The sequence below is a fragment of the Tenacibaculum larymnensis genome, assembly GCF_028829235.1.
Lineage (GTDB): Bacteria > Bacteroidota > Bacteroidia > Flavobacteriales > Flavobacteriaceae > Polaribacter > Polaribacter larymnensis.
The window spans coordinates 163,172-176,365 of record NZ_JAIWJY010000001.1 but is presented as its reverse complement, the minus strand read 5'-3'; the positions used below and the strand labels follow the sequence as shown (position 1 = coordinate 176,365).

Here is a 13,194-nt window from a genome sequence, read left to right as displayed (position 1 = left end):
ATTAAGGTTTAATAGTATCGAGTTCTTGAGGTAACTCAGTTTCTTCTTCAGGCATTAAATGACTAAATAAGCGAGCGTGTGTTATATAATTTTCAAAAAACTTTTTACCGTATTCTTCGTCTTTGTCGTATCGAGTAATTTGTTGAACTAAGTTTTGATACATGTATAAACTAGTCTCTAAATTATCGATGATTAAATCAATATCCTGAGTATTAAATGTGCTGTAATATTTTAATTTTTGTTGAAAAATATCAGCTAAAGTTTCTGCAGTTTCTCTAGCTTTTTCAATATCACCTATGCGATAATATAACTCTGGATAACCTAAAGAGAAATTGTAATGATCAAAATCTTTAATAGGCATTTTGTGTAACGATAAATCTAATACATCTTTTGCGTTTACAGAATCTCCCTTCTGTAAAAACTCTTCTGATAGACGAATTAAGTTATTACGTAATGAAATTGCGTTACGCTTACTTTGCTCATCTAGGTAAATTTCTCCGTTATTGATTGTTTTCCAATCCCATTTTTTAACATTATCATACATTTTTTCAGGATCTATACGCCCCATATCAAAAATTGTACGCCCTTTATTAGATGTTTTAATAGGTACTAATTTGTATGCCATTCCATCTAATTGTAAGTAATCTTTTAACCAAATGTATTCTTCATCTGCATTTGCACCACCAGTGAAGTAAATAGGTCGCTTCCAGTCGAAATTATTTAAGATATCTAGCATTAAAAGTCTAGCTTTTGATAAGGCTCTATCATCAACAGTAATGTCAATATAATCTACCATTTTATCAGCATCTTTTTGTGCCACTAATCCAGTTTTTAACGCGTTTTCTTTGTTAACAGGAATGCGAATTTTGTTAGTTGGGTAAAATTTTTCTTTAGCGCCATCACCAGCGTCTAAATAGGTAGCATCGTTATCACTGTCAATCCAACGCATAAAATCTTTTATAGTAAGTAGAGAATCTTTTAATTGTGGAAGAGGGTAGTAATATGCCATATCTAAGGTTCCATACTTGTACTGATCGTGTGTTAGCTGCGACGGTATAGGGTCTGCATCATAGGTTTTCTTTTTCATTTGGTCGATGTACCAATCTGTTTGAAAAAGACTTGTATTTACTATTTTAATATCTCTACGAACACCTTCTACTTGTTGCATATACCAAAGAGGGAAAGTATCATTGTCTCCAATAGTAAAGATGATTGCATTCGGATCGCAACTTTCTAAATATGTTTGTGCATTTAACTGTGCTAAATAACGGTCAGATCTATCATGATCATCCCAGTTTTGGAAGCCCATTAAAGTAGGAACAGCTAGTAATGAAACCACTGAAACAGCAATAGCAACTACCTTTTTACTAGCGTACTTTTTAAAATAATCATATAAGGCAAGTACTCCGAAACCAATCCAAATGGCAAATACATAAAACGAACCAACTACCGCATAATCACGCTCACGAGGTTCAAAAGGTTTTGGGTTTGTGTAAAATATAATTGCTAACCCAGTAAATAAAAAGAATAGTGTTAACACATAAAAACTCTTCTTATCTCTATTGAGTTGATATAATAAACCAATAAGACCTAAAATAAAAGGTAAAAAGAAGTAAGTATTACGTCCTTTATTATTTTTAATATCGTCTGGTAAGTTTTGTTGTGAGCCTAGAAAGAATTCATCAACTAAAGTGATACCGCTTAACCAGTTTCCATTTTCATCTAAATGTCCTTGAATATCGTTTTGACGACCTACAAAATTCCACATAAAATAACGTCCGTACATATATCCAAATTGAAAATCAACCATGAATTTTATGTTTTCTAAAAACGTTGGGCGTCTTTTACTACGAGCAGGAATTCCAGCAATGCTTTTGTATTGTTGGTCAGAAGCAGGATTTACCATACGAGGAATAAATCCTTTGTGTTTACTTGAATAATTTGGAAGTACGTTTTTGTATCTGTTTACAATAACATATTTACCATCTATTTTTTCGTACTTAGGTTTGTCGTCTTTATAAGGATTGTCAGCATCTTGTTCTCTATCATAAGCTACAGAATAGTAATTATCATAAAAAACATTAGAGTCACCGTATTGTTCACGGTTATAGTAAGCTAATAATTCACGTGCACTTGATGGATTATTTTCATTGATAATAGTATCAGCATTTGCACGAATTGGTAACATTAACCAAGACGAGAATCCAATCATAATAAATAATACTGAAAGCACTAAAGTATTTACCGTAACGAGGTTCTTTTTACGAGTGTATTTTAAACCGTAAAAGAATAAACCTATTAAAACAATTCCAGCAATGATGGTTCCTGAGTTATAAGGCAATCCTACTTGGTTGATAAAGAAAAGTTCAGCAGCACTAAAGAATTTTAAAGTAAAAGGGAATAAAAATTTAAACACAAAAGCTAATACTAGTATAGCAACTAAGGTAGCAATTGCCGTTGTTTTTATGTTGATGTCTTTATATGTTTTGAAGAAGTATACTAAAACGATTGATGGAATTACTAATAAAGAAAGTATATGAACCCCAAAAGATAGTCCAACTACAAAACTGATTAATACCAACCATTTATTTCCTCTAGGAGTATTTAACTCACTTTCCCAACGTAATCCTAACCAAAATAATAGCGCCATTAAGAAAGAAGACATGGCATACACTTCACCTTCAACAGCACTAAACCAAAAACTATCAGAAAAAGTATAGGCTAAAGCACCTACTAATCCACTTCCTAAAACAGCAATAGCTTCATTATTGCCTAACTTTCCATTTTTAAATGCCATTTTTCTGGCTAAATTGGTAATTGTCCAAAACATGAAAAGAATGGTAAAAGCACTTGCTAACCCAGACATAAAGTTGACCATTTTTGCCAACTGACTAGGGTCACTAGTAAACATAGCAAAAAAAGCACCTAACATTTGAAATAAAGGAGCACCAGGAGGGTGTCCAACTTCTAAATTTACAGCAGTTGCAATGTATTCTCCACAATCCCATGAACTCACTGTAGGCTCAAGAGTTAAGGTATAGGTAATTAACGCTACTGCAAACGAAACCCATCCTAAAATGATGTTCCACTTTTTATAGTTAAACTCAGTCATAGTTTTTTATCTAGATATAAAGTACGAATGTATTAATTACTAATGATTTTTTAGTTGAAAACAAAAATATAATTTTAACAGTTTCTCTAAAATAACCTCCTATATAAAGTTCTGTTAAATGAATTTTAAGGAGTAAAAAAGATGTAAACGAAAAAAAGTGTAAAAAATTTGCTAAAATAAAAGTTTGTTTTATATTTGCACCCGCAATAAGCAATTGGCCTATGGTGTAATGGTAACACACCGGTTTTTGGTACCGATATTCAAGGTTCGAGTCCTTGTAGGCCAACAAAATCCTTACGAACTTCGTGAGGATTTTTTTATAAAAAGTGTTTAATGATTTCTAAATATAAAACTTTGTTTTTATATTTGCACTGTAAACATTGGCCCATGGTGTAATGGTAACACACCGGTTTTTGGTACCGATATTCAAGGTTCGAGTCCTTGTGGGCCAACTAAAAAGTCTTAACTTATTCAGTTAAGACTTTTTTGTTTGTAACAAATTCTTATTAGCGTCGTCTTCATTTAAAACACTATTATTATGAAACGAATTGCAACCATCTTTTTCTGCTTTTTTGTGTTAAGCTCTTTTGCACAAAAAGAAAATTTTAAAACATTTTACCAATCTAATAAAGATAGAGCTGAAGTATCTTTAAATATTCCTAGTTTTTTTGCTAACATGTTCATCTCTGATGAAGACACCGATGAGTTTGGCGTTTTCTTGAAGAAATCTAAAAATTATAAAATCATGGTGTTCAATAACAACATGGCTTCAGTGCAAAAAGATTTTAAAAAGTTTGCACGAAGAAATAATTTAAAAACTTTAGTAAGAGTGAAGGATGGTAAGGAAAGAGTTACAGTATATTTTAGAAAGACAAAAGATCGTATCAAAGAAATTATTGTAAATGTTCACGATAAAAGTGACGAAATGGTATTATTGGGAATTAAAACTAACCTTACGATGGATGAACTATCGGCTATGGTTGAGGCTTCCACCAAGAATAGTAGTGTTGCTGTTAACTAATATCGTTATGTGTAATTAAATATACTTCCTGAGCACAGTAGAAGGAATATAAATAATAAAGAATCCTATTATAAACTCCGACTTTTAAAGTCGGAGTTTTTCAATTAATTAAGTAATGCTTTTAAACTTTCCACCACCTTTTTACTGTTCCCAATAAAAATTTGGTTATCAACAATAAAAACAGGACGTTTTAAAAATGTGTACTCATCTAAAATATATTGTTTATAATCAGCTTCCGTTAAATTCTGATTTTTCAAATCCATTTCACGATATAGTTTTGCGCGTTTGTTAAACAAGCTTTCGTAGCTATCTGTCAATTTGCGCATTTCTTCTAATTGAGCAACGGTAACCGGATTTGCCTTTATTTCTTGCTTTTCAAATCCGTCAAGATTTACTTCTTTTAAAATTCGTCGGCAAGTATCACAGGTTTGTAAAAAATAAACTTTCTTCATTTATATAAGTTTTATTGTATTAGCTATAGATTAGTTTTAACCATTAAATAACAAATACTCATTATAGGTTTTCATGGCTAAATAGGTATCTTTGATGTAGCTAAAATAAGTAGAAAAATGAACAAACAGTTTGAAGTTTTAAAAAGATCAAGAGACTTAGTTTTAAAAAGAATAGAAGGATTATCATTAGAACAATTGCATATAACTCCTGAAGGATTTAACAATAACATTGCATGGAATGTAGCACATTTAGTAGTTACACAACAATTATTACATTACAAGTTATCAGGATTAAATTGTTTAGCACCAGATGAGTTAATTGAAGGTTATAGAAAAGGAACTTTTCCAACGAAAGATTTTACCGAGGAAGAATTTGAAGAGGTAAAAGAACTATTAATTGGTTTACCAGAAACCTTAGAAGAAGACTTTGAAGCAGGTATTTTTAAAGAATACCAAGAATATGAAACAAGCACAGGTTTTGTAATAGATTCTTTTGAAAGTGCTGTAGCTTTTAATAATTTACATGAGGGAATGCACTTAGGAATTATCATGAACCTGAGTAAATTAGTTTAGTTCTCTAATAATATAATGTTGCTTTAAAGTAAGGGAACAATAAATGTTAACAGATGAAATTCAACACAAAAACCATACATGGAGGTCAACAACATGAAGAAGCTACTGGAGCAGTTATGCCTCCGATTTTTCAAACGTCAACCTATGCACAGTCAAGCCCAGGAGTGAATAAAGGATATGCGTATTCACGTTCAGCGAATCCAACGCGTACGGCTTTAGAAAATGCTTTTGCTGCTCTTGAAAATGGAACACACGGATTTGCTTTTTCTTCTGGTTTATCGGCTATTGATTGTGTGCTTCGCACATTAAATCCAGGTGATGAGGTTATTACAGGCGATGATATTTATGGGGGGACATATAGAATGTTTACCAACATGTTTGAAAAATATGGATTGAAGTTTCAGTATGTTGACATGAATGAAGTTGCCAATGTAGTTAATGCAATTTCAGAAAAAACAAAACTAATTTGGATTGAAACACCTACGAATCCGTTAATGAAAATTGCGGATATTGAAGAAATCACCAAAGCAGTGAAAAATAAAAACCAGCTATTATAGTAGCGGTAGATAATACTTTTGCAACACCGTATTTACAGTGTCCGTTAGATTTAGGTGTAGATATCGTAATGCATTCAGCTACCAAGTATTTAGGAGGGCATTCTGATTTGGTGATGGGAGCTTTAATGACTAAAAATGCTGAGTTAGCAGAACAATTACACTTTATTCAGTTTGCTGCGGGAGCTATTGCAGGACCTATGGATTCGTTTTTAGCACTTCGTGGAGTAAAAACCTTGCATTTACGTATGCAGCGTCATTGTGAAAATGGAAAAGCAGTAGCTAAATATTTATCAGAACATCCAAAAGTAGGAGAGGTATTTTATCCGGGATTAGAAAATCATCCAAATCATGAAATAGCCAAAAAACAAATGGATGATTTTGGAGGTATGGTTTCTTTTAGATTGAAAGATGAAAGTAAACAAGCAGCCTTAACTTTTTTAGAAAATACTCAACTATTTACGTTAGCGGAATCACTAGGAGGTGTAGAGAGTTTGGTAAGTCATCCAGTAACAATGACACATGCTTCTATTCCTGAAGCGGATCGTTTAAAAATAGGAATTACCGATTCTTTAATTCGTTTGAGTGTTGGAGTAGAAGATATAGACGATTTATTGACTGATTTAGAACAAGCGCTTTCAAAGTAGAAAGACTATTAAAAATAAAAACAAAAAATTCGAAGTATGTAAGCTTCTGATTTTTATTCTAAAAAACACAAAATATACCGTTCAGTATATTTTGTGTATATTTGTATCTCTAATATTTTTGAAAAGTGTCTAAATCAGAAAGAACAAAGGCTTTTATAATTGAAACAGTAGCTCCTATTTTTAATAGAAGCGGTTTTTCTGCGATGAGTTTATCAAAAATAACAGAAGCAACTGGTTTAACCAAAGGAGCTATTTATGGACATTTTGAAAATAAAGAAGAGCTAGCTATAGAATCGTTTAAGTTTTCAGTAAGAAAGGTACTAAAGGACTTAAATAAGACTGTAAACAAAGGAGAAACACCTTTAGAGATGCTGAAAAACATAGCAGTTTTTTATGAAGATTATTATGAGTACAATAAACAATTTGGCGGTTGTCCTATTTTAAATATCGGTGTAGATGCTAACAATCAAAATAAGGTAATTACTCAATTGGTTCAATCGTACAATCACAGAATTTTAGAGCGGTTTTCTCAGTTAATTGAAAAAGCAAAAGAAACCAATGAAATAAAAAAATCAATAGATAGTATGTTGTATGCAAAACGTTTTTTTTACATGATTGAAGGAGCAGTTTATATGACACATATTATGAAAGATGACAGTTACTTAAAAGATGTATCTGCAGTATTACAGCAAATCATAAAACAAGAATTACAGAAATAACTATTTTTTTAATCAAAAATATACCAAATGGTATATTTTAAATATAACACCATGGAAATACCAAAAATTTTAGAAAGTAAAACAAAAATCAGATTTCAAGATTGCGATCCTTTTAATCATTTAAATAATGCATCTTATTTTAATTACCTTATCAATGCAAGAGAAGATCAGTTGATCGCTAATTATAATTTAGATATTTACCAACACGGAAAAGAAAGAGGAAAAAGTTGGGTGGTTGGTTCACATCAAATAGCGTATTTAAAACCGGCAACCTTAATGGAAACCGTAACGATAGATTCTCAGCTAATCAATTATGGCGATAGAAATTTGTTAGTTGAAATACGTATGTGGAATGAAGATAAAACAGCCTTAAAAGCCATACTTTGGAGTTCTTTTGTGTATTTTGATTTATTAAAATTATCTTCAGCTAAACATACTGAGGATTTACTAGAGTTATTTGAAAATGCAGTATTACCGATAGAACAAACAAGTTTTGAAGAAAGAACAAAAAGTTTCCGACTACAAAAAACGGTATAAAAAAAACCTGCAAAATGCAGGTCTTTTTTTATTTATTGCAAGAGCTAAAATTATTTAGCTGCAGCATATCTTCTTTCTACCTCGTTCCAGTTGATTACTTTGAAGAAAGCTTCAATATAATCAGGACGACGGTTTTGGTAGTTTAAGTAATAAGCGTGTTCCCAAACGTCTAATCCTAAAATAGGAGTTCCGCCACAAGTAACACCTGGCATTAATGGGTTGTCTTGGTTAGGAGTAGAGCAAACTTCTACTTTTCCTCCTTTGTGTACACATAACCAAGCCCATCCTGAACCAAACTGTGTAGCAGCTGCCTTAGAAAAAGCATCGATAAAAGCTTCTTTTGAACCAAATTCAGCTTCGATAGCATCTTTTAATTCTCCAGATAAATATCCTCTATCTTCTGGGTTCATTACTGTCCAGAATAAAGAGTGGTTGTAAAAACCACCACCGTTATTACGAACAGCAGCATTGTTCATATCTAAATTTGTTAAAATATCTTCGATAGATTTTCCTTCTAAATCAGTACCTTCAATAGCAGCATTTAATTTAGTAGTATATCCGTTGTGGTGCTTGCTATGGTGAATTTCCATAGTTCTAGCATCTATATGTGGTTCTAAAGCGTCGTAAGCGTATCCTAATTCTGGTAAGTTAAAAGCCATAATTATTTGTTTTTTAATAGATTAATTTTTTCGTTTTTCCGAATGTAAATTTAACCTAAAAAAATAAGGCAAACAACTGTTTGCCTTATGGATAATTTATTTGAGTATAAATAATAACTATTCTTTAATAGGTTGGCTTTTCATTAGCAGAAAATTCAGTCATAAATTCTTCAGCTTTTTCAACCATTTGTATACTACCACAATAAAAAGGTACACGTTGGTGTAACTCGGTAGGTTTAATATCTAAAATACGAGTAAAACCATCAGAAGCTTTACCACCTGCTTGCTCACAAATAAAAGCCATAGGATTACATTCGTATAACAAGCGTAGTTTTCCTTTAGGTGTTATGGCAGTTGCAGGATAAATATAAACACCACCCTTTATCATATTTCTATGGAAATCTGAAACTAACGATCCAATATAACGAGCTGTGTACGGACGGTTATCTGCTTCGTTTAATTCTTTACAGTGAATTAAGAAACGTTTCATTCCTTCTTGAAAATGTGTAAAATACCCTTCACTTACTGAGTAAATTCTACCAATTTCAGGATAACTCATGTTTGGGTGCGATAAGTAAAAAGTACCAATGGCAGGATTTAAGGTAAATCCATTCACTCCATTACCAGTAGTAAAAACTAACATGGTTGAGGTACCATAAGCCACATAACCAGCGGCTACTTGTTCGCTACCTTTTTGTAAAAAGTCTTCTTTAGTTACAGGAGTTCCAACAGGAGAAATTCTTCTGTAAATAGAAAAAATAGTTCCTACAGAAACATTTACATCAATGTTAGATGATCCATCTAAAGGATCCATTAACAACACATATTTATTTTCGTTGGCTTTGTTTTGACCTTCAACAATTACAAAATCGTCTTCTTCTTCACTAGCAATACCACAAACAATCTCACGATTAATTAATGTTTGTTTAAATAAATCGTTTGCTAAAACATCTAGCTTTTGTTGTGCCTCACCTTGTACATTAATATCACCAGCAGCTCCAGTAATATCAACCAATCCAGCTTTTCTAATTTCGTGGTTTACTACTTTAGCAGCTAAACGGATAGAATTTATTAAACGAGATAATTCACCAGAAGAATATTTAAAGTCTTTTTGTTTGCTGATGATAAACTCACCCAGCGTCATATGCTTGTTACTCATGTCAAATTTTTGTGTTGTGCGTACAAAGATGCCAACTTTTATTTAGTAATTTAAAATTTTCAACAAAAAAATATGATGTGTTTTAATTTTTCATTTGTTTTATCAGAAAGTTTTAAGAGAAGTATCTTTACCAAAAAAAGTAAGAAATGAGTTTTATTATCAGACCAGGAGAGCAAAAAGATGCTCAAGCTATATTAGATTTAATTATTGAATTAGCTGTTTTTGAAAAGGAACCAGATGCGGTTAAAATTACGGTTGAAGACATTGTTAAAGATGGGTTTTCTGATAAACCGAAGTTTAAAACCTTTGTGGCTGAAGAAGATAATAAGATTATAGGAATGGCGTTGTTTTATGAACGTTATTCTACATGGAAAGGAAAAGCAATTCATTTAGAAGATTTAATGGTGACGCAATCTAAAAGAGGTATAGGTGCAGGAAAAGCATTATATAGTGCTGTAATGAATTATGCACATAAAAACAACTGTAAAAGAGTTGCTTGGGAAGTGTTAGATTGGAATACAGGAGCTGTCGATTTTTATAAAAACACAGGTGCTACTGTATATGATGAGTGGAGAGTATGCCATATGAATGAACAAAGCTTAGAACAATTTTGTAATGAGAATATTTAAGTTTGGAGGAGCATCGGTAAAAGATGCGAATGGAGTGAAAAATGTTGCGAAAGTATTGCAACATGAAGGAACAGAAAATATACTAGTTGTAATTTCTGCTATGGGAAAAATGACCAATGCTTTTGAGCAAGTGGTTAATGATTATTTCTACAAAAAGGAAAGCCTTAAAGATTCTTTGAACTTTGTAGAAGACTTCCATAAAAAAATGTTGGAGGATTTATTCAGTCCAAATGACGAGATATATAACAAGGTAAATCATTTATTTGGTGAATTGAGCGGTTTCATGGCTCGAAATACATCCAAAGATTATAACTACGTGTACGATCAAATGGTTGGTTTTGGAGAGTTACTATCTACCACTATTGTAAGTGCTTATTTATCTGAAATAGGAGTAGAGAATCAATGGTTAGACGTAAGAGAGTACATAAAAACTGATGGTACTTATCGCGATGCTAAAATAGATTGGGAGCAAACTGAGCAACAAATCAAAGAAAAAGTTGATGTATCTAAATTGAATATTACACAAGGGTTTTTAGGAGGATTTGGAACAGAAACAACTACTTTAGGAAGAGAAGGTTCCGATTATACCGCAGGTATTTTTGCTTATTGTTTGGATGCTGATAGCGTTACTATTTGGAAAGATGTTCAAGGAGTATTAAATGCTGATCCTAGAGTGTTTTCAGAAACAGCTTTGTTACAAGAAATTTCGTATACAGAAGCTATTGAAATGGCGTTTTATGGAGCATCGGTAATTCACCCAAAAACAATTCAGCCTTTAGAACAAAAAAATATTCCGCTATATGTGCGTTCGTTTGAAGATGTTACAAAATCAGGAACATGTGTTGGAAGAGGAAAAAAGATAACACCAGAGGTTCCATGTTTTATCGTAAAGAAAAATCAAATTTTAGTAGCGATTTCAGCAAAAGATTTCTCTTTTATGGTAGAAGATAATATTAGCGATGTTTTTAAGAAACTACACGACTATAATTTAAAGGTAAACTTAATTCAAAATTCGGCGATCAGTTTTTCTGTATGTATAGAAGATAAGTATAATAATTTTGAAAACTTTTATAACGATTTAAAAGGAGCGTATAAAATTAGAGCTTATAAGGATACTACTTTATACACAATCCGTCACTTTAATGATGACGCGATAAAAACGATAAGAAAGCGAGGAAAATCAATCATTCGTCAAATAAATACTGAAACTGCACAGTTAGTGATTCAAGAAAACATGTAAAGCTTGCAAAAAATCGATTATATTTGCAGTTATGTCAATTGATAACTATGTATGGGATTAGTAACACCTAAAGAAGTTGCAAAAGCAATAGGGGCCGACAAGTTCGGCGTTTTCGGAACGTTTTCAGGTTGGTTGCTGATGAAAGTTTTGCGAATTTCTACCGCCAATGAAATTTATAACAAGCACAAGCACAAAAAAGATTTACCTTTTTTAAATGGTTTGTTAGATGAGTTTCAAATTGAGTTTGAAATTCCAGAAGAAGATTTAAAACGTATTCCTAAAGAAGGACCATTTATAACTATTTCTAACCATCCGCTTGGAGGGATAGATGGTATTTTATTATTAAAACTCTTATTAGAGCATAGAACTGATTACAAGATTATAGCAAATTTTTTATTGCACAGAATAGAGCCTTTAAAGCCCTATGTAATGCCAGTAAATCCTTTTGAAAATCATAAGGATGCTAAATCGAGTGTATCAGGAATTAAAAATGCCTTATTACATTTAAGAGAAGGAAAGCCATTAGGACTTTTCCCAGCAGGTGAAGTATCTACGTATCGTGATGGAAAGCTAATGGTAGATAAAGAATGGGAGCAAGGAGCTGTACGTTTAATTAAAAAAGCTAAAGTACCTGTAATTCCTATTTATTTTCATGCTAAAAATAGTCAGCTGTTTTATACATTATCTAAAATTAGTGATACATTAAGAACAGCAAAACTTCCGTCAGAATTATTATCTCAGAAAAATAGAGTTATTAAAGTAAGAATTGGTAAACCTATATCAGTTAAAGATCAAGATTCATTTACAGAGATACCTGATTTTTATCAATTTTTACGTAGAAAAACGTATATGTTGGCGAATCCGTATGAGAAAGCATCTCCAAAGATATTGTCAACACACAATTTAAAAATTCCGAAGAAAGCTAAAAAAATTACATCTCAAAAATCACCAGATTTATTTGTAAAAGAAGTTGATGCTTTACGAGAAAAAGGAAGTAGATTATTACAAAGTAAGAACTATGAGGTGTTTTTTGCAAGCGCAAAAGAAATACCAAATATTTTGCATGAAATAGGTCGTTTACGTGAAATTACGTTCAGAGAAGTAGGAGAAGGAACAAATAAACCTATTGATCTAGATAGATTTGATAAATATTACCACCACTTATTTTTATGGGACGACCAACAAAATAGATTGGTAGGAGCCTATAGAATGGGGTTAGGAAAAGATATTTATAAGAAACACGGAATAAATGGTTTTTATATTCAAACATTATTTAGAATAGAGCCAGAATTGTACCCTATGATGGAAAAAACCATTGAAATGGGACGTGCTTTCATTATTAAAGAATATCAACAAAAACCAATGCCATTATTCTTACTGTGGAAAGGAATTGTGCATGTTACATTACGTTATCCAGAGCATAAGTATTTAATGGGAGGAGTAAGTATAAGTAATCAGTTTTCTGAATTCTCAAAATCATTAATGATTGAGTTCATGAAATCTCATTATTACGATCCGTATGTGGCACAATATATTAGACCAAAGAAAGAATTTAAAGTAAAGCTAAAAGATGCTGATAAAGATTTTGTATTTGATGCTACAGAGGCAGATATGCAAAAGTTTGATAAGATTATTGATGAGCTTGAGCCAGGAGAGTTACGTATTCCGGTATTAATTAAAAAGTACGTAAAACAGAATGCTCGTTTAGTTGCGTTTAACGTAGATCCTAAGTTTAATAATGCAATTGATGGATTAATGTATATTAAGGTAGCAGATATACCAGAAAGTACAGTAAAACCTGTTATGGAAGAGTTTCAAGCAGAGTTAGAACGTCGTGCAGCAGAAAACTTAAATAAGTAATCAAGCCAAGTTAAAATATAACATAAATAAAA

General features: G+C 31.9%; 11 protein-coding genes, 2 tRNA genes and 1 pseudogene. 10 read left to right on the top strand and 4 right to left on the bottom strand.

What is annotated here, in order from left to right; translation table 11 throughout:
• Position 1: 1 nt before the first annotated feature.
• Positions 2-3,112 (bottom strand): glycosyltransferase family 117 protein, encoded by a 3,111-nt coding sequence (locus LCI24_RS00860; RefSeq protein WP_274638728.1) that lies wholly within the window; start codon positions 3,110-3,112, stop codon positions 2-4.
• A 215-nt stretch (positions 3,113-3,327) separates the two neighbouring features.
• Here LCI24_RS00860 and LCI24_RS00855 point away from each other — a divergent pair.
• From LCI24_RS00855 to LCI24_RS00845, 3 genes are all read left to right on the top strand, one after another.
• Positions 3,328-3,398, top strand: a tRNA-Gln gene (locus LCI24_RS00855).
• Between the two features lie 95 nt (positions 3,399-3,493).
• A tRNA-Gln gene (locus LCI24_RS00850) sits at positions 3,494-3,564 on the top strand.
• A gap of 86 nt (positions 3,565-3,650) precedes the next feature.
• Positions 3,651-4,133, top strand: coding sequence for a DUF4252 domain-containing protein (locus LCI24_RS00845; protein WP_274638727.1), 483 nt, complete (start codon positions 3,651-3,653; stop codon positions 4,131-4,133).
• A 104-nt stretch (positions 4,134-4,237) separates the two neighbouring features.
• On the opposite strand, the gene LCI24_RS00840 is transcribed toward LCI24_RS00845, so the two are convergent.
• Positions 4,238-4,585, bottom strand: coding sequence for an arsenate reductase family protein (locus LCI24_RS00840; RefSeq protein ID WP_099215061.1), 348 nt, complete (start codon positions 4,583-4,585; stop codon positions 4,238-4,240).
• 117 nt (positions 4,586-4,702) lie between these two features.
• Here LCI24_RS00840 and LCI24_RS00835 point away from each other — a divergent pair, with 117 nt between their 5' ends.
• From LCI24_RS00835 to LCI24_RS00820, 4 genes and pseudogenes are all read left to right on the top strand, one after another.
• On the top strand, positions 4,703-5,158 hold the full coding sequence (locus tag LCI24_RS00835) for a DinB family protein (protein ID WP_274638726.1): 456 nt from the start codon (positions 4,703-4,705) through the stop codon (positions 5,156-5,158).
• Positions 5,159-5,211: 53 nt separating this feature from the next.
• A pseudogene (locus tag LCI24_RS00830) lies at positions 5,212-6,359 on the top strand (cystathionine gamma-synthase).
• Between the two features lie 125 nt (positions 6,360-6,484).
• Entirely contained in the window at positions 6,485-7,078 is a 594-nt protein-coding gene (locus tag LCI24_RS16990; RefSeq protein WP_274638725.1) for a TetR/AcrR family transcriptional regulator, read from the top strand.
• A gap of 51 nt (positions 7,079-7,129) precedes the next feature.
• Positions 7,130-7,615 carry an acyl-CoA thioesterase gene (locus tag LCI24_RS00820; RefSeq protein WP_274638724.1) on the top strand — a complete coding sequence of 162 codons (486 nt, stop codon included), beginning with the start codon at positions 7,130-7,132 and terminating at the stop codon, positions 7,613-7,615.
• Positions 7,616-7,665: 50 nt separating this feature from the next.
• On the opposite strand, the gene LCI24_RS00815 is transcribed toward LCI24_RS00820, so the two are convergent.
• Both LCI24_RS00815 and fbp read right to left on the bottom strand, forming a co-directional pair.
• A complete protein-coding gene (locus tag LCI24_RS00815) occupies positions 7,666-8,274 on the bottom strand; it encodes a superoxide dismutase (RefSeq protein WP_125066473.1) in 609 nt (202 codons plus the stop codon).
• A gap of 124 nt (positions 8,275-8,398) precedes the next feature.
• Positions 8,399-9,433, bottom strand: coding sequence for a class 1 fructose-bisphosphatase (gene fbp / locus LCI24_RS00810; protein ID WP_274638723.1), 1,035 nt, complete (start codon positions 9,431-9,433; stop codon positions 8,399-8,401).
• Between the two features lie 146 nt (positions 9,434-9,579).
• Between fbp and LCI24_RS00805 the strand changes: the two genes are divergently transcribed.
• From LCI24_RS00805 to LCI24_RS00795, 3 genes are read left to right on the top strand one after another with little or no spacing between them, the layout of a single operon-like run.
• Entirely contained in the window at positions 9,580-10,062 is a 483-nt protein-coding gene (locus tag LCI24_RS00805) for a GNAT family N-acetyltransferase (protein WP_274638722.1), read from the top strand.
• Entirely contained in the window at positions 10,049-11,302 is a 1,254-nt protein-coding gene (locus LCI24_RS00800) for an aspartate kinase (RefSeq protein ID WP_274638721.1), read from the top strand. The genes LCI24_RS00805 and LCI24_RS00800 overlap by 14 nt, the downstream gene beginning before the upstream one ends.
• A 51-nt stretch (positions 11,303-11,353) precedes the next feature.
• A complete protein-coding gene (locus tag LCI24_RS00795) occupies positions 11,354-13,162 on the top strand; it encodes a lysophospholipid acyltransferase family protein (RefSeq protein WP_274638720.1) in 1,809 nt (602 codons plus the stop codon).
• Positions 13,163-13,194: the final 32 nt, after the last annotated feature.